The 20,318-nt window shown below is 70.3% G+C and carries 19 protein-coding genes; 5 read left to right on the forward strand and 14 right to left on the reverse strand.

All coding sequences use genetic code 11. The features are described from left to right. The first annotated feature begins 4 nt into the window (after positions 1-4). Entirely contained in the window at positions 5-1,843 is a 1,839-nt protein-coding gene (gene ilvD, locus JQX08_RS16995) for a dihydroxy-acid dehydratase (RefSeq protein WP_205349601.1), read from the forward strand. Positions 1,844-2,080: 237 nt separating this feature from the next. After that, positions 2,081-2,533, forward strand: coding sequence for a metallophosphoesterase family protein (locus JQX08_RS17000; protein WP_205349881.1), 453 nt, complete (start codon positions 2,081-2,083; stop codon positions 2,531-2,533). 7 nt (positions 2,534-2,540) lie between these two features. Here the strand turns inward: JQX08_RS17000 and JQX08_RS17005 are convergent, their stop codons facing one another. The 3 genes from JQX08_RS17005 to JQX08_RS17015 all read right to left on the reverse strand — a co-directional run bounded on the left by JQX08_RS17005 (position 2,541) and on the right by JQX08_RS17015 (position 5,186). Next, positions 2,541-3,062, reverse strand: a complete 522-nt coding sequence (locus tag JQX08_RS17005; RefSeq protein ID WP_205349602.1) for a dihydrofolate reductase — start codon at positions 3,060-3,062, stop codon at positions 2,541-2,543. Positions 3,063-3,126: 64 nt separating this feature from the next. Then, entirely contained in the window at positions 3,127-4,173 is a 1,047-nt protein-coding gene (locus JQX08_RS17010) for a hypothetical protein (protein ID WP_205349603.1), read from the reverse strand. Then, entirely contained in the window at positions 4,170-5,186 is a 1,017-nt protein-coding gene (locus tag JQX08_RS17015; RefSeq protein ID WP_205349604.1) for a hypothetical protein, read from the reverse strand. Before JQX08_RS17015 ends, JQX08_RS17010 begins: the two co-directional genes overlap by 4 nt. Positions 5,187-5,333: 147 nt before the next feature. Here JQX08_RS17015 and JQX08_RS17020 point away from each other — a divergent pair, with 147 nt between their 5' ends. Then, the gene (locus tag JQX08_RS17020) at positions 5,334-6,719 is read left to right on the forward strand and encodes a DUF2868 domain-containing protein (protein WP_346727602.1); all 1,386 of its coding nucleotides are present in this window, start codon (positions 5,334-5,336) and stop codon (positions 6,717-6,719) included. Positions 6,720-6,875: 156 nt separating this feature from the next. Beyond that, the gene (locus JQX08_RS17025; RefSeq protein ID WP_205349605.1) at positions 6,876-8,249 is read left to right on the forward strand and encodes a GTPase/DUF3482 domain-containing protein; all 1,374 of its coding nucleotides are present in this window, start codon (positions 6,876-6,878) and stop codon (positions 8,247-8,249) included. A 93-nt stretch (positions 8,250-8,342) separates the two neighbouring features. On the opposite strand, the gene JQX08_RS17030 is transcribed toward JQX08_RS17025, so the two are convergent. Next, positions 8,343-9,227: a DMT family transporter gene (locus tag JQX08_RS17030; protein WP_205349606.1), complete on the reverse strand. Its 885-nt coding sequence runs from the start codon at positions 9,225-9,227 to the stop codon at positions 8,343-8,345. A 91-nt stretch (positions 9,228-9,318) separates the two neighbouring features. Here JQX08_RS17030 and JQX08_RS17035 point away from each other — a divergent pair, with 91 nt between their 5' ends. Continuing rightward, a complete protein-coding gene (locus JQX08_RS17035; RefSeq protein WP_205349607.1) occupies positions 9,319-10,230 on the forward strand; it encodes a LysR family transcriptional regulator in 912 nt (303 codons plus the stop codon). Positions 10,231-10,371: 141 nt separating this feature from the next. Here the strand turns inward: JQX08_RS17035 and JQX08_RS17040 are convergent, their stop codons facing one another. The 10 genes from JQX08_RS17040 to JQX08_RS17085 form a co-directional block, all read right to left on the reverse strand. Beyond that, positions 10,372-10,935 (reverse strand): HD domain-containing protein, encoded by a 564-nt coding sequence (locus JQX08_RS17040; protein WP_205349608.1) that lies wholly within the window; start codon positions 10,933-10,935, stop codon positions 10,372-10,374. Further along, a complete protein-coding gene (locus tag JQX08_RS17045; RefSeq protein WP_205349609.1) occupies positions 10,932-12,092 on the reverse strand; it encodes a TIGR03364 family FAD-dependent oxidoreductase in 1,161 nt (386 codons plus the stop codon). The genes JQX08_RS17040 and JQX08_RS17045 overlap by 4 nt, the downstream gene beginning before the upstream one ends. 52 nt (positions 12,093-12,144) lie before the next feature. Next, positions 12,145-13,167 carry a putative 2-aminoethylphosphonate ABC transporter substrate-binding protein gene (locus JQX08_RS17050; protein ID WP_205349610.1) on the reverse strand — a complete coding sequence of 341 codons (1,023 nt, stop codon included), beginning with the start codon at positions 13,165-13,167 and terminating at the stop codon, positions 12,145-12,147. Positions 13,168-13,204: 37 nt separating this feature from the next. Continuing rightward, on the reverse strand, positions 13,205-14,032 hold the full coding sequence (gene phnX / locus JQX08_RS17055; protein WP_205349611.1) for a phosphonoacetaldehyde hydrolase: 828 nt from the start codon (positions 14,030-14,032) through the stop codon (positions 13,205-13,207). A gap of 10 nt (positions 14,033-14,042) precedes the next feature. Next, positions 14,043-15,755 (reverse strand): putative 2-aminoethylphosphonate ABC transporter permease subunit, encoded by a 1,713-nt coding sequence (locus JQX08_RS17060; protein ID WP_430472545.1) that lies wholly within the window; start codon positions 15,753-15,755, stop codon positions 14,043-14,045. Then, complete coding sequence (locus JQX08_RS17065; protein ID WP_205349612.1) at positions 15,755-16,810, reverse strand: putative 2-aminoethylphosphonate ABC transporter ATP-binding protein; 1,056 nt, start codon at positions 16,808-16,810, stop codon at positions 15,755-15,757. Before JQX08_RS17065 ends, JQX08_RS17060 begins: the two co-directional genes overlap by 1 nt. Positions 16,811-16,930: 120 nt before the next feature. Further along, the gene (locus tag JQX08_RS17070) at positions 16,931-17,788 is read right to left on the reverse strand and encodes a LysR substrate-binding domain-containing protein (RefSeq protein WP_205349613.1); all 858 of its coding nucleotides are present in this window, start codon (positions 17,786-17,788) and stop codon (positions 16,931-16,933) included. Between the two features lie 4 nt (positions 17,789-17,792). Beyond that, complete coding sequence (locus JQX08_RS17075; RefSeq protein ID WP_205349614.1) at positions 17,793-18,587, reverse strand: thymidylate synthase; 795 nt, start codon at positions 18,585-18,587, stop codon at positions 17,793-17,795. Then, entirely contained in the window at positions 18,584-19,384 is an 801-nt protein-coding gene (lgt, locus tag JQX08_RS17080; RefSeq protein ID WP_205349615.1) for a prolipoprotein diacylglyceryl transferase, read from the reverse strand. The genes JQX08_RS17075 and lgt overlap by 4 nt, the downstream gene beginning before the upstream one ends. 11 nt (positions 19,385-19,395) lie before the next feature. Beyond that, on the reverse strand, positions 19,396-20,178 hold the full coding sequence (locus JQX08_RS17085; protein ID WP_205349616.1) for a sulfite exporter TauE/SafE family protein: 783 nt from the start codon (positions 20,176-20,178) through the stop codon (positions 19,396-19,398). Positions 20,179-20,318 lie beyond the last annotated feature (140 nt).

The raw sequence follows: 20,318 nt of genomic DNA on the forward strand, positions 1-20,318 counted from the left end.
CGTCATGCCTGATTACCGCTCGAAAACCTCCACCCACGGCCGCAACATGGCCGGCGCCCGCGCCCTGTGGCGCGCCACCGGGATGAAGGACGAAGACTTCAAGAAGCCGATCATCGCCATCGCCAACTCCTTCACCCAGTTCGTGCCCGGCCACGTGCACCTGAAGGACCTCGGCCAGCTGGTCGCCCGCGAGATCGAGAAGCACGGCGGCGTGGCCAAGGAATTCAACACCATCGCGGTCGACGACGGCATCGCCATGGGCCACGACGGCATGCTCTATTCGCTGCCGAGCCGCGAGATCATCGCCGACTCCGTGGAGTACATGGTCAACGCGCACTGCGCCGACGCCATCGTCTGCATCTCCAATTGCGACAAGATCACCCCCGGCATGCTGATGGCCGCCCTGCGCCTGAACATCCCGGTGGTGTTCGTCTCCGGCGGGCCGATGGAAGCCGGCAAGACCAAGCTGGCCAGCCATGGTCTGGACCTGGTCGACGCGATGGTCGTTGCCGCTGACGATTCCTGCTCCGATGAGAAGGTCGCCGAGTACGAGCGCAGCGCCTGCCCGACCTGCGGTTCCTGCTCCGGCATGTTCACCGCCAACTCGATGAACTGCCTGATGGAAGCCCTCGGCCTGGCCCTGCCGGGCAACGGTTCGACCCTGGCCACGCACAGCGACCGCGAGCAGCTGTTCCTGCGCGCCGGGCGTCTGGCCGTCGAGCTGTGCCAGCGTTACTACGGCGAGAACGACGAGTCAGTGCTGCCGCGCAACGTCGCCAACTTCAAATCGTTCGAAAACGCCATGACCCTGGACATCGCCATGGGTGGCTCGACCAACACCATCCTGCACCTGCTGGCCGCCGCCCAGGAGGCCGAGCTGGCCTTCGACCTGCGCGACATCGATCGCCTGTCGCGCAAGGTGCCGCAGCTGTGCAAGGTGGCGCCGAACATCCAGAAGTACCACATGGAAGACGTACACCGCGCCGGCGGGATTTTCTCGATCCTCGGCGAGCTGGCGCGTGGCGGCCTGCTGCACACCGACGTGCCGACCATCCACAGCCCGTCGATGCTCGATGCCATCGCCCAGTGGGACATCACCCAGACCAGCGACGAGAAGGTCCACACCTTCTTCAAGGCCGGCCCGGCCGGTATCCCGACGCAGACCGCGTTCAGCCAGTCGACCCGTTGGGACACCGTCGACGACGACCGCGCCGAAGGCTGCATCCGCAGCGTCGCCAACGCCTACTCGCAGGAAGGCGGTCTGGCCGTGCTGTACGGCAACATCGCCCTAGACGGCTGCGTGGTGAAGACCGCCGGCGTCGACGAGTCGATCCACGTGTTCGAAGGCACGGCGAAGATATTCGAAAGCCAGGACAGCGCGGTGCGCGGCATCCTCGCCGACGAAGTGAAGGCCGGTGACATCGTGATCATCCGCTACGAAGGTCCGAAAGGCGGCCCGGGCATGCAGGAAATGCTCTATCCGACCAGCTACCTGAAGTCCAAGGGCCTGGGCAAGGATTGCGCGCTGCTCACCGACGGGCGCTTCTCCGGCGGCACCTCGGGCCTGTCGATCGGCCACGCCTCGCCGGAAGCCGCCGCGGGCGGCGCCATCGGCCTGGTGCAGGACGGCGACAAGGTGCTGATCGATATCCCCAACCGCAGCATCAACCTGCTGATCTCCGATGACGACCTGGCCGCGCGCCGCGTCGAGCAGGACAAGAAGGGCTGGAAGCCGGTCGCCCCGCGCGCGCGCAAGGTGACCACTGCCCTGAAGGCCTACGCCCTGCTGGCCACCAGCGCCGACAAGGGCGCGGTGCGCGACAAGGCGCTGCTCGACGGCTAAGCCGCTGCGCCTGCGTCAACGAAAGCCCGGCCCAGTGCCGGGCTTTTTGTTGCGCCCATCCTGGCTATCGCTGCGCCCCAGGTGCCCCCGCCCCTCACCCCAACCCTCTCCCGGAGGGAGAGGGAGCTGTCCGTGTCAGGCGGACGGCCGAATGTCACTGCGTGGCACCGCGCGGCTCCCTCTCCCACTGGGAGAGGGCTAGGGTGAGGGAACATGCCCATTGCGAGCCCCATGCCCATGAAGATCGGCCTGATTTCCGACACCCACGGCCTGCTGCGCCCCGAGGCGCTGGCGGCGCTGGCCGGCTGCGTGCAGATCATCCATGCCGGCGATATCGGCAAGCCGGAAATCCTCGCCAGCTTGGCCGAGATCGCTCCGCTGCATGCGGTGCGTGGCAACAACGACCACGGCGACTGGGCCGCTGCGCTGCCACATAGCCTGGACCTGCAATTCGAAGGAGTGCGCTTGTTCGTCGTACATGAACCGGCGCATGTGCCGGACGACCTAGCGGCGCGCGGTGTGCAGGTGGTGATCTGCGGCCATTCGCACCAACCACTGATCGAGCAGCGCGGCGCCCTGCTACACATCAACCCGGGCAGTGCCGGGCCGCGACGCTTCAAGCTGCCGATCACGCTAGGGCTGTTGCACCTCGACGGCGATCAGCTGCGCGCTGAGTTGATCGAGTTGTAGGAGCGCCTTACGGCGCGCGGCGCTCCCACACCTCGAAGGCATACGCCGGCGTTTCGCCCTGGGCGACGTGCTCGATGCTCGACGCCAGGTGCCATTCGCCAGCCGGCACCTCGGGGAAGAACGCGTCACCGGCCGGGCTCAGGCCGACGCGGGTCAGGTACAACCGCTCGGCCAGCGGCAGCGCCTCGCCGTACAGCTGCGCACCGCCGATCAGCATCAGTTCCTCGGCCTCCTCGGCGCGCGCCCAGGCCTCGGCGCGCAGCAGCGCATCCTCCAGCGAGGCGAACACTTCGGCGCCCTCCAGCTGCAGGCCCGGCTGGCGGCTGACCACCAGATTGAGGCGCCCCGGCAGCGGCCGCCCCAGCGAGTCCCAGGTCTTGCGGCCCATGATGATCGGCTTGCCGAGGGTCAGCGCCTTGAAGTGCTTAAGGTCGGCCGGCAGGTGCCAGGGCATGCGGTTGTCGATGCCGATCGCGCGGTTCTCGGCCAGCGCGGCGATCATCGCCAGCGGCAGTCGGGCTGCAGTCATGGGGGCTCCAGAAAGTCGAAAAAAACGGGACCGGCGCAGCATACCAGCCGCGCCGGCCGCTGCGTCACAACGGTGGCGACGCCACCGCATAGGGCGGCACGCTCATGAAGAAGGTGCCGTCCTCGTTCACCTGGGTCAGCCCGGTGGCCAGCACCTTGCGGTAATCGCGCAGGCTGAAGGTCAGCGGCGTGTCGGCGGCCTGCGCCTTGAGCAACACCTGGGCGTAGGTGATAAGGATCTCGAAGATCTTCAGGTCGCCGGATTGCAGCCGGATGTACGACTGCCCGGCCTGCGCCGGCGGGCTGAAGCGCATCGGCGCGCTGCCCGGCGGCGGGGCGAAGCGCAGGTGCAGGCCCTGCTCGTCGAGCCAGCTGGCGTCGACCTGGCCGTCGATGCCGAGCAGCGGGAACACCTTACGGTAATCCAGGCGCATGCGATTGCCGTCCAGCGTCGCGCCGGGGCGCTGCAACTCGACCAGGGTGGCCAGTTGCAGTCCGACCAGGCTCATCGCGCCATAGCTCGGCACGCCGAGCACCTTGAGCTGATCCGGCTGGTAGTCGATCAGCCCGGCCTGCGCGTCGAGGCTTACCGCGCCGTCCAGACGCAACGGCAGCCACGGGCCGACGCCCAGCGGACGCACCTCGCCGCTCACCTGCAGACGCCCGCCGGCGCTGTGCATGGCGAAGTCGCGCAGCATGCTCTGCGGGTAGGCGAGGATGTGCTGGTTGAACAGGTTGGCGAGCTGCTGCGGGCTGAGGATCACCTCGCCCTCGACTACCTCGATGCGCATCGCCTCGGGGTGGTCGAAGTCGATCGGTGCGCCGGCCTCGAGCGGCACCAGCCAGCCCTTGAGTTGCGGCGCGTGGAAGCCGATGCCGCCCTGGAAATACATGTCGACGTTGTGCAGCAACAGGCCGACGCCGTCCTGCCCGGAGTCGCGCACCCCGGCCGGCCGCTGCGCCGCATGGCCGGGCGCCGGCGGGCTCTGCTGGAACCAGCCGTGGCGCAGCAGGGCCAGTTCGCGTTGCTGGCGCTCCAGCGCGCCGTCAGCCTGGGCCAGCCCGCCGAGCAGGCCGAGGGCGCCCAGCGCCAGGCTGATCAGTCGTTTCATAGCGCGGCCTCCTGGGGTGCCGGCGCCTTCACCGGCGACACCGCGATGTGCACCATGCCGTCCTCGCGCAGGCGGATTTCGCCGTACTGCAACTGGCGCCGATAGTCGTAGAGGTTGAACAGCAGCGGCTCGCGCGGACTGAGGCTGGTGAACAGCGCGTAGGCCTTGACCAGCACGGTGCGCGCCATCTTGATGTCGCCGCCCTCGATGAACATGTAGCTGTCCGGCGCGCGTAGCGAAGGCCATTGCAGCGCGCTCAGCTCGCCACCCAGTTGCAGGTCCATGCCACCGTCGGCCAGGCGCAGGCTGCGCACCGCGAAATCCAGGCGTGGTGGCGGGAACAGCCCGTCGAGGTCGACCAGGATGCGGTTGCCGGTCAGCTGCATGTGCCGGGTCTGCAGGCTGAGCACCTCGCTCATGTCGATCGACGCGGCGGAGAGCGACGGGGTGACGTCGACGCCGTCGACGAAAATCTGCCGCGGCACCAGGGCGACCTTCAGCGGCCCGGCCAGCTCGATCCCGGTGAGCATCCGCAACGGCCGCCAGCGCCCCTTGCGCAGCAGCTCGCCGCTGACTTCCTGGCCGTCGTGGCGGGTGCTCAGGCGCAGGTTGCGCACCGGCGCGGCGGCGCGGCGCAGGTCCTGGTTGAGCAGGGTGGCCAGGGTGGCGTCGGCGACGAAGATGTCGCCGGCCTCGATGCGCGCCTCCATCGCCGTCGGGTCGTCGAGCAGCAGCGGCGTGCCGGCGCTCAGCGGGCGCATCTCGATGAGCATCTGGCGGATGAAGAAGCCGATGTCGTCGTGCAGGCGGAAGTCGGTGTTGGCGATCCACAGCCGCGAGGTGGCCGAGCCCGAGTCGCGCGGACCGACCGTGCTGTCGAGTTGGCGCGGCGGCACCGCAGCCATCAGGTCGACCGCCGGCTGGCCCCAGTCGGAGGCGCGCGGCGGCGGATTTTCGGCGGCCGCGGCCAGGGCGCCGAGCAGCGCCAGGAGCAACGCCAGGCAGTAGCGCATGGGCAAATCCTCTTGTTGTTATGCCCGCCACCCTAGCGCCACGCCCCCCGCGGCGCGCCCTTCCCTTGGTTTGGCGCTGGCGCCGCGGTGTTACCGGGAAACCGTAGCGGCTATGCTCAAGGCCCGACCTAGACCCGCGGAGACCTCGTGAGCGCTGTGCACCTTTCCCCGCTCGACCGCCTCTGGCTGTGCGAAACCATCCGCCTGCGCGAAGACCAGAGCGGGCCGCTCGACGACGCCGAGGTCAATCGCCGGGTGATCGCCGACGGCGGCGACTTCCGCCAGCGCCTCGAGCGCCGCGCACTGCTGCTCGCCGAACGCGACGGCCAGCTCGCCGGCCTGCAGCACTGGCGCCAGGGCGCGCGCCTGGCGCTGCTGCTGCTCGCGGTGCTGGCTCTGCTCAGCGGCGCCGGGCTGGCGGTCGCCGCGCTCGGCGACGGACAGCGGCCGGTCAATGTGTTCTGGGCGCTGGGCAGCCTGCTCGGCCTGCACCTGCTGACCCTGCTTGGCTGGGCGCTGAGCTTCGTGCTGCTCGGCGACAGCGGCGCGCTGCTCGGCCGCCTGTGGCTGTGGCTGAGCGGCAAGCTGGCGCGCGACGCGCAGGTCGCCCAGTTGGCCCCGGCGCTGCTGCTCACCTTGCAGCGCGAGCGCCTGGCGCGCTGGGCGCTCGGCAGCCTGGTGCACGGCCTGTGGCTGCTGGTGCTGGGCAGCGCGCTGCTGGTGCTGCTGGCGCTGCTCGCCACGCGCCGCTACGGCTTCGTCTGGGAGACCACCATCCTCGGCGATCAAGTGTTCGTCGCCCTCACCCAAGCGCTCGGCGCACTGCCGGCGCTACTCGGCTTCGCCGTGCCGGAACCGGCGCTGATCCGCGCCAGCGGCGACGCGGTGCTGGGCGAGGCCGGCGCGCGCCAGGCCTGGTCGAGCTGGTTGCTCGGCGTGCTGCTGGTCTACGGCCTGCTGCCGCGCCTGCTGCTCGCCGCGCTGTGCGCCTGGCGCTGGTGGCGCGGTCAGCAACGCCTGCGCCTCGACTTCGGCCTGCCCGGCTACAGCCTGCTGCGCGAGCGCCTGCTGCCGTCCAGCGAACGCCTCGGCGTACTTGACCCGGCCCCCGACCTGCCGGCCGGCGCGCCGGCCGCCGGCACCCTGGCGCCCAGCGCCGGCGCACTGCTGGTGGCGGTCGAACTCGACCCGCAGCGCGCCTGGCCGCCGGCGCTGCCCGCGGGGGTCGCCGACGCCGGGGTGGTCGACAGCCGCGAACAGCGCCAGCGCCTGCTCGAGCAGCTCGCGCGGTTCCCCGCCGAACGCCTGGTGATCGCCTGCGACCCGCGCCGCTCGCCGGACCGCGGCACCCTGGCGCTGCTCGGCGAACTGGCGCGCAGCGCCGCGCACACGCGGGTCTGGCTGCTCACCCCGCCGCCCGGCGAGGCGCTCGACAGCGAACGCCTGGGCGACTGGCACTCGGCTCTAGAGAAGCTCGGTCTGGCGTGGAGCGACAGCTCGCCGCTGGCGTGGTTGGAGAGTGGGCATGATTGAGAGACCGTCCCTCACCCTAGCCCTCTCCCAAGGGGAGAGGGAACTGCTCCGCGCCATCCCTTGGCCGCGTGCCTTTACCTCCCTCTCCCTCCGGGAGAGGGCTGGGGTGAGGGACCGAACCTCCCCCGCCGCACCAATCCCGGTGGAGCCGCGCCCATGACCCAGCCGCTGAAACTCGCCGTGGTCGGCCACACCAACGTCGGCAAGACCTCGCTGCTGCGCACCCTGACCCGCGACGTCGGCTTCGGCGAGGTCTCGCACCGGCCGAGCACCACCCGCCACGTCGAGGGCGCGCGGCTGTCGGTGGACGGCGAGGCGCTGCTCGAGCTGTACGACACCCCCGGTCTGGAAGACGCGATCGCCCTGCTTGACTACCTGGAGCGCCTCGAACGCCCCGGCGAGCGCCTCGACGGACCGGCGCGGCTTAGTCGATTTCTCGACGGCGCCGAGGCGCGCCAGCGCTACGAGCAGGAGGCCAAGGTACTGCGCCAGTTGCTCGCCTGCGATGCCGGACTGTACGTGATCGACGCCCGCGAGCCGGTGCTGGCCAAGTACCGCGACGAACTGGCAGTGCTCGCCGGCTGCGGCAAGCCGCTGCTTCCAGTGCTCAACTTCAGCGCCGCACCGCAGCAGCGCGAGGGCGAGTGGCGCGAGGCGCTGGCCCGCCTGGGCCTGCACGCGCTGGTGCGCTTCGATACCGTGGCGCCGCCGCTGGACGGCGAGCGGCGCCTGTACGAGAGCCTGGCGCTGCTGATCGAGCCGGCGCGGCCGCGCCTGGAACGGCTGATCGCCGACCACGAGGCGCAGGTCACGGCACGCCGCCAGGCCGGCGCGCGGCTGATCGCCGAACTGCTGCTGGATGCCGCGGCGTGCCGGCGCAGCGTGGCGGCCGAGGCGGGTCGCGAGCAGTCGGCGGTGCGCGAGCTGCACCAGGCGATCCGCCAGCGCGAACAGCAGTGCGTCGAAGCGCTGCTGCGCCTCTATGCGTTTCGCAAGGACGACGCGCGCGCCGGCGACCTGCCGCTCGCCGACGGCCGTTGGGGCGACGACCTGTTCAACCCGGAAACCCTCAAGCAGCTCGGCGTCAGCCTCGGCGGCGGCATGGCGGCCGGCGCAGCGGCCGGCGCCGGCATCGACCTGCTGGTCGGCGGGGTGACCTTGGGCGCCGCGGCATTGCTCGGCGCGCTGGCCGGCGGCGGCCTGCAGACCGCGCGCAACTACGGCGGACGGCTGCTCGGCAAGCTCAAGGGGCAGCGCGAACTGACCATCGACGACGCCGTGCTGCGCCTGCTCGCGCTACGCCAGCGCCAGCTGCTCGGCGCCCTGGAGAGCCGCGGCCACGCGGCGACCACGGCGATCCAGCTGAGCGCGCCGCACGACCAGGCGTGGCGCGACGGCCAGCTGCCCGAGGCGCTGAAGAAAGCCCGCGCGCACCCTGAGTGGTCGGCGCTCAACCCGGCCGCCAAGCTCGGCCAGGCCGAACGCCAGGCGCAGGTGGCGCAGCTCGCCGACAGCCTGGCGCAGGCCTAACGGCGCGCCAGGCTGTTGCCGCTTCGTTCGGGCTGAGGCAGTTCTCGCGGCCCATGGCCGCCATGGGCGCCGCGCGACGCTCGCCCGCCACCGTCACTGGCGGCGCAACAGCCCGGTCCACAGCGTCGCCGCGACGATCAGCAGGCCGCCCAGCCAGGCCTGCGCACTCAACTGCTCGCTCAGCCAGAGCACCGCGAACAGCGCACCGAACAGCGGCTCGCTGCCCATGAGCAGCGCCACACGGGTCGGGCTGCTGCGGCGCAGCGCGTGGTTCTGCACATAGAAGGCCAGCAGCGTGGCGAACAGCACCAGGTACAGGCTGCCGATCCAGAACGCCGGCGCCTGCGGCAGCGGCGGCAGGCCGCCGGGCAGCAGGGTGAAGCCGAGCAGCAGGCAGCCGCCGCCGACCACCCCGGTCTGCACCGCAGTCAGCGCCAGCGCCGGCACCTCGCTGGCCGCGGTCAGCCGGCGGGTCAGGCACACCAGCAGCGCGCGCAGCAGCGCGGCAAGCAGCATCAGGCCGTCGCCGAGGTTGAAAGCCAGGTTCACCCCGCCGCTGAGCAGCCAGGTGCCGAGCAGCGACAGCGCCACCGCCGGCAGCACGCGGCGCTCCGGGCGCTGGCCGAGCAGCAGCCATTCGACGAACGGGGTGAGCACCACGCACAGGCTGATCAGGAAGGCGGCGTTGCTCGCCGTGGTCAGCTGCACGCCGTAGGTCTCGGCGAGGAAGATCGCCAGCAGCACGCCGCCCAGCGGCAGGCCGGGCGCCCAGGCGCGGCGCCCGGCGCCGCGCAGCTGCGGGAGGAGGATCAGAAAGGTCAGGCAGAAGCGCACAGCGAGGAAGCCGAGCACCGGGTAGAAGACCAGCGCCTGCTTGGCCACCCCGTAGCTGGTGCCCCAGATCAGCGCGACGCCGAGCAGCAGCAGATCGCTGCCCTGCAGCAGGCGCAGGCGGGTGGTCTGGGTCAGGGTGGTCATGGCGGGCTCCGGCACGGACAAGGACGGCATGGATTGTCCATTGCCGCGCTGATCGTGATAATCCAGTCACTTCGCACAGGACTTGTTCGCCATGAGCACGAATCTTCCCGCCAGCCTGCTGCCGCACATGGCCCAGCTGGTCCGCGTGGTCGAGTGCGGCAGCTTCTCCGCCGCCGCGCGCCAGCAGGGCAGCACCGCCTCGGCGGTGAGCCGACAGATCGCCGCGCTGGAGCAGGCGCTTGGCCTGCGCCTGCTGGAGCGCACCACCCGGCGCCTGCGCCTGAGCGCCGCGGGTGCCGAGGTGTTCGAGCGCTGCCGCGAGATGCTCGCCGCGGCGCAGGCGGCGGTGGCGGTCGGCGAGCGGCTGATGAGCCATCCGCGCGGCCAGGTGCGCCTGTCGGTGCCCAAGGCGTTCGGCAAGTTCCTGATCAGCCCGCTGCTCGCCGAGTTCCTCGCCCGCTACCCGGAGGTCGACGTCAGCCTCAACCTCAGCGACCGGCGCCCCGACCTGATCGCCGAGCAGTTCGACCTGCTGGTGTGCATCACCGACCAGCCGCCAGCGGGGCTCGCCGGCCGGCCGCTGTGCGAGGTGCGCCAGTTGCTGTGCGCCAGCCCGGCCTACCTGGCCGCGCACGGCACGCCGCAGCATCCGCAAGAACTGGTGCGCCACGCCTGCCTGTACCTCGACGAGGTGGTCGACGACCAGCGCTGGCACTTCAGCGACGGCAAACAGCAGTGCGTGGTGGCGGTGCACGGCCGGCTGGCCAGCAACCACAGCGAGGTGCGCCTGAACGGCGCGCTGCGCGACCTGGGCATCGCCTGCCTGCCGCACTTCACCGCCGCCGAGGCGCTGGCCAGCGGCGCGCTGCTCGAGGTGCTGCGCGACTGGCGCTACACCGGTTCCTACCAGGGCACCGCCTGGCTGCTCTACCAGCCGACCCGCCACCTGCCGCCGAAGCTGCGCGTGCTGATCGACTTCCTCGCCGAGCGCCTGGCCGGCTAAGCAAGCCGCTGGACGGTAGGAGCGAATTCATTCGCGATCGGAGCTGCCGGCATCGCGAATGAATTCGCTCCTACAGCAACCGCGAGCGCGGCCATCGGCCGGCGCCGTAGGAGCGGTCCATGACCGCGACCCGAGCCGCGCCTAGCCGGCGCCACGCACCCGCAAGGCCAGCGCCTGCCACCTGCCGAGGTCGACCGGTGCGCCGCCGGACACCTTGGCGGCCTCATCCCAGCGGCGCAGGCGCAGGCTGTCGGCGAACAGCGGGTCGGTCGCGAAGGCGGCGGCTTCGCGGTCATCCATCGGCCCGCCCTGCCAGTCGAGGGTCTGCCAGCTGGCCGGGCTGAGGCCCGCCAGGTACGACGGGTTGCGCCAGCACAGGTAGCGCTTGGCGTCGACATGCCGCGCCACCAGCCCGGCCAGCCGCGCGGAGAAACCGCGGTCGAGCAGCCACTGCGCGCCGACCCGCTCGTGGCCGCGGCGGCCGAGGCCGGCCATGCTGTTGTGCGCGGTCAGCGGCGCGCAGAAGTGCCCGAGGTCGTGGCAGAACGCGGCCAGCACCAGTTCCTCGTCGGCACCCTCGGCGGCGGCCAGCTCGGCGGCCTGGTGCATGTGCGCCAGCTGGCTGAGCGGTTCGCCGAAGTAGTCACCGTCGCCCTGCGTCGCGCACAGGGCGAACAGCTCGGCGACCGCCTGCTGCGGACTCACGCGGCCAGCGCCCGCGGCCATTCGCCGTCGCCGAGCAGCGCGGCGACGGTGCGTTCGCCGAGCGCCAGGCCGACGCTCATGCCGAGGCCGGTGTGCATCAGCACCGCAGTGACCCCGTCGCTCACCTTGAGCACGCTGAACGGCGCCGGGCCGCGTGCGCCGTAGACGCCCTGCCAGCGCTCCAGCACCTCCAGTTCGCCACCCAGGGTGTGCTCGGCCAGCTCGAGCAAGAGGCGGTCGACCGCCTCGGCGTTGAACGGGCTGGCGTCGCTGCCGTAGTCGTGCGAGTCGCCGATGATCAGCTCGCCATACGGCGTCGGGCTGATCAGCAGGTGAATGCCGTGGGCTTCCAGGGCCGGCTGTTCGCGGCGGATCTGCGCGCGGATCGCCGCCGATTCCGGCAGGTCGGCGAACGCCCCGTAGTGCACGCAGCTGAGCCCGGTGAGCAGCGCGTGCTGCAGGTCGAGCGGGCGCTTGAGGCGCGCACGCAGCATCTGCAGGCGGCAGACCTGCGGCTGCAGCGCGGCCAGCGGTTCGGCCAGCAGGGTCTGGTAGTCGTGGCCGGAGCAGACCAGGATCTGCCGCGCGCTGAAACGCCCGGCGGTGGTGTGCGCCCAGCCGGTTTCCACGTCGCGCACCAGGGTCGAGAAGTGGAAGTCGACGCCCAGCTCGCGGGCCAGGTAGGCGATGATCTGCGGCAGCGCCTCGCGCGAGTACAGCTGCTGGTCGTCGAGGCCGTGCAGCGCCGCGCGGTGGTGCTCGAAGCGCCCGTCGTACAGCTGGTTCAGCCGCGCGCCGCGGAGCAGCTCGACGCGGTAGTCGAGCTCGCGCGCGCGGCCGGCGCAGAACGCCTCGAGCAGCGCTTCTTCGGCCTCGCTGCGGGCGAACAGCAGCGAGCCTTGCTGCTTCAGGGCCAGCCCGGCGGCCGCGCCGAGTTCGCCCCACAGGCCGTGGGCCTGGCGTGCCAGGTCGAGCATCGGGCCGGGTGCCTGGCCAGTGACCAGCGCCTGGCCAAAGTTGCGCACCGAGGCGCCGAGCGGGGTGTGGCTGCGTTCGCAGACCTTGACGCGCAGGCCGCGTTTGGCCGCCGCCCAGGCATGGGCGAGGCCGAGCATGCCGGCGCCGACGACGAGCAGGTCACAGTCGTAGTGGTGCATGGGGAAACTCCTGGTGGTGGCGAGGGGCGCGCCCCTCGCAGCAAAACGCCGCTTACTGGCTGACCGGTTCGGACTTGCCGTCGTAGCGCTTGCGCCACTCGGCGAGGATCTTGTCGCGGTTGCTCGAGGCCCAGGCGAAGTCGTTCTTGATCAGGCGCTGCTCGTAGTCGGCCGGCAGTTCCTGGAAGCGCTCGGCGATGCCCGGCTGGGCGAGCACGGCGAAGTTGGCCTTGTACAGGTCCATGGCCGCGCGGCTGGCGGCGAAGTCGGCGAGCTTCTTCGCCGCTTCCAGCTTGCTGGTGCCCTTGACGATGCCGGTCGCCTCGATCTCCCAGCCCAGGCCTTCCTTGGGCAGCACGATGTCCAGCGGCGCGCCCTTGCGCTTGAGCTGCACGGCCGGGTACTCGAAGGAGATGCCGATCGGGAATTCACCGGCGGCGGCCAGCTTGCACGGCTTGGAGCCGGAGTGGGTGTACTGGCCGATGTTCTCGTGCAGCTGGTCCATGTAGGCCCAGCCCTGCGCCTCGCCGAAGGTCTGCAGCCAGGCGCTGACGTCGAGGTAGCCGGTGCCCGAGGAGGCCGGGTTGGGCATCACCACCTTGCCCTTGTACTCCGGCTTGGTCAGGTCTTCCCAGCTGTGCGGCTTGCTCAGCCCCTGCTTCTCGGCTTCCACGGTGTTGAAGCAGATGGTCGCCGCCCACACGTCCATGCCGACCCAGGCCGGCGGGTTGGCGCTGTCGCGGTAGTGCGCGCCGATCTGCGCGAGGTTGGCCGGCGCGTAGGGCTCGAGCATGTCCTGCTGCTTGAGCACCGCCAGGCTCGAGCCGGCCAAGCCCCAGACCACGTCGGCCTGCGGCCGCGCCTTCTCGGCGAGGAGCTTGGCGGTGACGATGCCGGTGGAATCGCGCACCCATTTGATGGTGATGTCCGGGTGCTGCTGCTCGAAGGCCTCCTGGTAGGGCTTGAGCTGCTCGACCTCCAGCGCGGTGTAGACGGTCAGTTCGGTGTTGGCCTGGGCCTGCAGGGCGCCGGCGGCGAGCAGGCCGGCGGCGAGGGCAGCGGTGCGTTTGAACATGGTGAGGCTCCTGTGTCGAAGGGGGCAAAGCACGGGGTCAGGCGGATTGCGGGGTTTCGCCACGCGCCAGGCGGGCGTTGATCGCGTCGACCACCAGCGGCAGTTCGGCGATGGTGTCGATCAGGTAGTGCGGCCGGCTGGCGGCGAACAGCGCGTCGATGCGCTCGCGTTCGCTGGCCCGTTGCGCCGCCGAGAGCGCCTGGTACTGCGTCCAGTCGAGGCCGAGAAAGTTGCCGGAGAAGCGCAGCGCCACGGTCCACATCCCGGCGCTGCGGCCTTCGAGGATGCCCGGCTCGGTGTCGTCGACCTTGACGCAGGCGGCGACGTCGGCGACGCCCAGGGCGATGACGTTGGCCAGTGCCTGCGCCGGGCTCGGCCGGCCACGCGGCACCTCGTCGGTGGCAACCACATGGTCGGGGCGGTAGCCGTCGGCGGCGGCCAGCGCCACCACGCGGTCCATCACCGACTTCGGATAGCCCGAGCAGCTGCCGATCTGCAGGCCGCGCTGGCGCAGCCCGGCGATCGCCTCGAGGGCGCCGGGGATCAGCGCCGAGTGGGCGCCGACCTTCTCCAGCTGCAACGGCATGAAGCGTTCGTAGATCGCGGTGACGTCGGCATCGCTGGGCAGCCGGCCGAAGCGGCGCTGGAAGCGCTCGGCGACTGCCGGCTGGTCGCACAGGTGGCGGATGTGATCCCACTTGCCCATGCCCATCGGCCCGCGCGCCTCGGCGAGGCTGAGCTCGACGTCGAAGCTGGCGAACGCCTCGACGAAGATGTGGGTCGGCGCGAAGGAACCGAAATCGACCACGGTGCCGGCCCAGTCGAGGATCGCGGCGCTGAGGCAGGTGGGCGTGAGGTAGTGCATGGCAGTCTCCTTAGGGTCTATCGGTGGCCGCGCGCCAGGCCTGGGCGCGGCGCAGCACGCCGCGCGAGGCGCCGGCGAGGAGCAGCGACACGGCGGCCGAGGTGAGCAGGATCAGGGTGGACATGGCGGCCGCGCCGCCGACGTTGCCGGCGTCGTCCATGTTCAACACGGCGATCGCGGCGAGCAGGCTGTCCGGGCTGTAGAGGAAGATCACCGCCGACACCGTGGTCATCGCCGAGACGAACAGGTAGCGGCAGATGTCCAGCAGCGCCGGCAGGCACAGCGGCAGGCTGACCCGCCAGAAGTGGCGCCAAAGTGGCACCTTGAGCGACAGCGCGGCGGCCTCGAACTCGCCATCGAGCTGGCGCAGCGCGCTGCTCGCGGTCATCTGCGCGGTGGTCAGGAAATGCGCGACGGTGCACACCACCAGCAGGGCCAGGCTGCCGTAGAGGCCGTGCAGCGGGTTGCCCGGCAGGTTGAAGAAGAACACGTAACCGAGGCCGAGGACCAAGCCGGGCACCGCCATCGGCACGAAGCCGAGCAGACGCAACAGGCGGGTCAGCCAGTCCTGGCGGGTCTTCTCGATCAGGTAGGCGCCGACGAAGATCAGCAGGCTGCCGAACAGCGCGCTGCACAGCGCCAGGGTCACGCTGTTGCGGTAGGCCAGCCAGCCGCCGGGCAGCTCGGAGAAGGCGTAGTGGTCGAGCGACAGGCTGAGGTTGTACGGCCAGAACTTGACCAGCGAGGAGTAGATCGCCATGCCGAACACCAGCAGCAGCACGCCGCAGAGCAGCCCGACGAGGAGCAGGTAGGCGGCGTCGCGGCGGCGATCCGGCGCCGGATGGAAGACCTGCGCGCGGCCGCTCATGGCGTCGCGTTGGCGGCGGCGCAGCCAGCTGTCGACCGCGAAGCTGAGCAGTGCCGGCAGCAACAGCAGCATGCCGATCTGCGCGCCGCGGCCGAACTGCTGCTGACCGACCACCGCCTTGTAGGCCTCCAGCGCCAGCACCTGATAGTCGCCGCCGACCACCACCGGCACGCCGAAGTCGGTGATGCACAGGGTGAACACCAGGCAGCCGGCGGCGAACACCGCCTGCCGGGTGGCCGGCCAGGTGATGCTGCGAAAGCGCTTCCACGGCGAGGCGCCCATGCTCGCCGCGGCGTCGAACAGCCGCGCGTCGGCCAGCGCCAGCGCCGAGAGCAGCACCATCAGCGCATGCGGGAAGGTGTAGATGGCCTGGCCGAGGACGATGCCCCAGAAGCCGTAGATGTTGTCGGCGAACAGCCCGCGCAGCACGCCCTGGTTGCCGAACAGGTAGATCAGCGCGATGCCCGGCAGCATCGACGGCGCCAGCAGCGGCAGCAGCGAGATGCCGCGCCACAGTCCCTTGGCTGGAATCAGCGTGCGCTGCAGGGCGTAGGCGAAGGCGTAGGCCAGCGGCACCACGATGGCGGCGACGCTCAGTGCGGTGCTCAGGCTGTTGCCGAGCAGCCAGCGGAAGTTGGCACTGCCCAGCAGTGCGCTGGCGGCGGCGAGCCCACCGCCCTGGCCCGCCTCGCCGCTGAAGCCACGCCAGAAGATCGCCGCCAGCGGCAGCAGTACCGCACCGCAGAGCAGCACCAGCAGCAGCCACTTGCCGCCGCCGACGAACAGCCGGTCGGCCCAGTCGCGACGTGGCGCGGCGGCCAGCATCGGGGTGGCCGTGCCGAGCAGCACGCTCATCAGGCGAACACCTGCAGGCTGCGCGGTGGCAGGGCGACCCAGATGTCCGGGGTGAGCAGCCGCGGCATGTCCTCGGGGGCCAGTTCGGCGAGCAGCGGATGGCCGGGCAGGTGGTTGAGCTCGAAGCTCATCCGGCAGCGGTTGCCGAGGAAGGTGATGTCGCGCACCTGGGCGCGGAAGCGGTTATCGCTGGCCTCGGCGGGATTCACGCTGACCGCCTCGGGGCGGCAGAACAGCCGTCCGCGCATGCCGCCGCGCGGGTCGCTGAGCTGCACCGGCCGGCCGCCGACGCAAGCCTGGCCGGCGCCGTCACGCTCGAACGGCAGCCAGTTGCCCTGGCCGACGAACTCGGCGACGAAGGGCGTGGCCGGCTGCCGGTAGATTTCCTCGGCGCGGGCGTACTGCTCGACGCGACCGTGGTTGATCACCGCGATGCGATCGGCCATCAGCATCGCCTCGTCCTGGTTGTGGGTGACCATCAGGGTGGTGATGCCGAGGCGCTTCTGCAGCGCACGCAGTTCGCCGCACAGGTGCTCGCGAACCCGCGCATCGAGCGCCGACATCGGCTCGTCGAGCAGCAGCAGCGAAGGCGCCGGGGCCAGCGCGCGGGCCAGGGCGACGCGCTGCTGCTGGCCGCCGGAGAGCTGGCCGGGGTACTTCGCCTCGCTGCCACTCAGGCCGACCAGCTCGAGCATCTCGGCGATGCGCGCGCGCTGCTCGTCGCGGCTGCGATTGCTCAGCCCATAGCCGATGTTCTGCGCCACGGTAAGGTTGGGAAACAGCGCGTAGGACTGGAACAGGATGCCGTAGTCACGCGCCTGCGGCGGCAGGCCGGAGATGTCGCGGCCGGCGCTGAACAGCTGGCCGGCGTCCTGCCGCTCGAGGCCGGCGATGCAGCGCAGCAGGGTGGTCTTGCCGCAGCCGGAGGGGCCGAGCAGGCAGACCAGCTCGCCCTGGGCGACGTCCAGCGAGACCCCGTCGAGCGCGGCGAAGGCGCCGAAGCGCTTGTGCAGATCGCGCACCTGCAGGTGCGTGGCGGAAACGGCAGCGGACATGGGGACAACCTCGTGCAGCGTTGGGCAACGAGGTCATCCTAGGGAGCGAATGCGAAGACTATGTGGCAGCGAGGCAAAAGCTGACGATAGGGCTATTGGGATTTTTGCGCGCCCAGATGGCTAGCCCGTCGCCTGCCGCGCCAGCGCCAGGAACGCCGCCGGCAGCCGCGCCTGGCGGCGCTCCTTGAGGCAGTACAGGTATTCGCCGATCTCCGCCGCGTCGTCCAGTTCGATGACGCGCAGCGCCGGGTGATCCGGCACTTCGTGGCGGGCGATGATGCTCACGCCGATGTTGCGCAGCACCGCCTCGCGGATCGACTCGCGGCTGCCGATCTCCAGGCGCGCGCCGGGCTGCACGCCGGCGTTGGCGAGCATCGCCTCGCTGAGCTGGCGGGTGGTCGAGCCGGCTTCGCGAAGCAGCAGGCAGTGCCCACTCAGCGCGCTCAGCGGCACGCGCTGCAGGGCCGCCAGCGGGTGCTCGCGGTGCACGGCGAGGACCAGCGGATCGCGGCCCAGTTGCAGGCGGGTCAGGCGCGCATCGTCGAGCGGCTGCGAGGAGGCGGCGAGGTCGACGCGGTAGTCTTCCAGCGCCTCGATGACCTGCTGCGAGTTGCCGATCTCCACCGACACCACGATCTGCGGATGCACCTCGCGAAAGCGCTTGATCAGGTCGAGCACGTAGTACGGCGCGGTGGCGCCGATGCGCAGGCGGCCCTGCAACTGGCCGGCGTTGCGCAAGTGGAAGTCGATGTCGGCCTCGCGCTGTAGCAGCTCCTTGACCAGCGGCAGCAGACGCACGCCCTCCTCGCTGAGGCTCAGGCCGCGGCCGCCGCGGTAGAACAACTCGACGCCGTACTGGCTCTCCAGCTGGCGGATCTGCGTGGTCACCGTCGGCTGGCTGAGGCCGAGCTTCTTCGCCGCCTGGGTCACGCTGCCCAGGCGGGCCACGGTGTAGAAGGCCTTCAGCTCGGCCAGCATCGCGTTACACCGCGACCGGGGCCTTGATGTGCGGGTGCGCCTGGTAGTTCTGCAGCTCGAAGTCCTCGAACTTGAAGGCGAACAGGTCCTTGACCTCGGGATTGACCCGCATGGTCGGCAGCGGCAGCGGCTCGCGGGTCAGCTGCAGGTCGGTCTGCTCGATATGGTTGGCGTACAGGTGGCAGTCGCCGCCGGTCCAGATGAACTCGCCAGGCTGCAGGCCGCAGACCTGGGCGACCATCAGGGTCAGCAGCGCGTAGCTGGCGATGTTGAAGGGCACGCCGAGGAAGATGTCGGCCGAGCGCTGGTACAGCTGGCAGGAGAGCTTGCCGTCGGCGACGTAGAACTGGAACAGCGCGTGGCACGGCGGCAGGGCCATCTCGTCGACCAGCGCGGGGTTCCAGGCGCTGACGATCAGGCGCCGCGAGTCCGGGCTCTGCTTGATCATCTCGACCACCTTGCTGATCTGGTCGATCGCCGCGCCGTTCGGCGCCGGCCAGCTGCGCCACTGGTAGCCGTACACCGGGCCGAGGTCGCCGTTGTCATCGGCCCACTCGTCCCAGATGCTGACGCCGTGGTCCTTGAGGTACTTGATGTTGGTGTCGCCCTGCAGGAACCACAGCAGCTCGACGATGATCGAGCGCAGGTGGCACTTCTTGGTGGTCACCAGCGGGAAGCCGTCGGCCAGGTTGAAGCGCATCTGGTGGCCGAACACCGAGTAGGTGCCGGTGCCGGTGCGGTCACTCTTGAAGGTGCCGGTCTCGCGCACCAGGCGCATCAGGTCGAGGTACTGTTTCATCCGGCAACTCCTGGCGCCGTCTGGCGCTTGTAGGCAATCACGATCAGCGCGATGCCGCCGAGGATCATCGGCAGGCACAGCACCTGGCCCATGGTCAGCCAGCCGAAGGCCAGGTAACCGAGCTGGGCGTCCGGCACGCGGACGAATTCGACGATGAAGCGGAACAGCCCGTAGAACAGCGCGAACATCCCCGACACCGCCATGGTCGGCCGCGGCTTGCGCGAGTACGCCCAGAGGATCAGGAAGAGTGCCACGCCTTCCAGGGCGAACTGATAGAGCTGCGACGGGTGGCGCGGCAGCGGGCCGCCGGTGGGGAACACCATGGCCCAGGGCACGTCGCTGACCTTGCCCCACAGCTCGGCGTTGATGAAGTTGCCGATCCTGCCAGCCCCCAGGCCAATGGGGACGAGAGGGGCGATAAAGTCCATCAGCTCAAAGAAGCTCTTGCCGTGGCGCTTGCCGAACCAGAAGGTGGCCAGCATCACGCCGATCAGCCCGCCGTGGAACGACATGCCGCCCTTCCACACCTCGAAGATCAGCAGCGGGTTGGCCAGGTAGGCGGACAGGTCATAGAACAGCACGTAGCCGAGGCGGCCACCGAGGATCACCCCCATCGCCACCCAGAACACCAGGTCGGAGAGCTTCTCCTTGCTCCAGCTCGGGTCGAACGCGTGCAGCCGGCGGCTGGCCAGCAGCCAGGCGCCGCCGATGCCGATCAGGTACATCAGGCCGTACCAGTGGATCTTCAGCGGACCGATGGCCAGCGCCACCGGGTCGATCTGCGGATAAGGCAGCATCAATCACTCCTTCAGAGCAGGAAATTCAGGCCGACGCACAGCAGCAGCAGGGCGAACAGGCGCTTGAGAATACGTTGCGGCAGGCGATGCGCCAGGCGCGCCCCGACACGGGCGAACGGCATGCTGGTGACCGCGATGCCAACCAGCGCCGGCAGGTAGACGAAGCCCAGGCTCCACTCCGGCAGCCCCGGGCTGCGCCAGCCGATCAGCATGAAACTGGCCGCGCCCATCATGGCGATCGGCAGCCCGCAGGCCGCCGAGGTGGCTACCGCCTGCTGCATGCTCTGCCCGCGCCAGACCAGGAACGGCACGGTCAGCGAACCACCGCCGATGCCGAAGATCGCCGAGGCCCAGCCGACCACGCCGCCGGCGGCGCTCAGGCCGGGCTTGCCGGGCAGGCCGCCGCTGGCCTTGGGGCGTAGATCGAAGGCCATCTGGATGGCGATGCAGATGGCGAAGGTGCCGATGATCTTCTGCAGCACCGGCCCGGAGATCGCTTCCGCGGTCAGCGAGCCGAGGCCGGCGCCGACCAGGATGCCCAGCGCCATCCAGACGAACACCGTCCAGTTCACCGCGCCCTTGCGGTGGTGCTCGAGGATCGAGTTGAGCGAGGTGAAGATGATGCTGGCCAGCGAGGTGCCGACCGCCATGTGGGTGAGAATGTGCGGATCGAAGCCATGCGCGGTGAAGCTGAACACCAGCACCGGCACGATGATCATGCCGCCACCGACCCCGAACAGCCCGGCCAGCACCCCGGCGCCGGCACCGAGCAACAGATACAGCAGGAATTCCATCACTACCCCCCAAGACCAAGGGCGCATGGTAACGGATGCGCCCCACCCCCTCCACCGCAGGTGGTCGATCATCCCTGGCACTTGCCCCTGCAGAAACATCTAGGCGCGAATTCATCCGCGACCGCTGTGGCGCGGTAGCG

The organism is Zestomonas insulae (assembly GCF_016901015.1).
GTDB classification, from domain to species: Bacteria; Pseudomonadota; Gammaproteobacteria; order Pseudomonadales; family Pseudomonadaceae; genus Aquipseudomonas; species Aquipseudomonas insulae.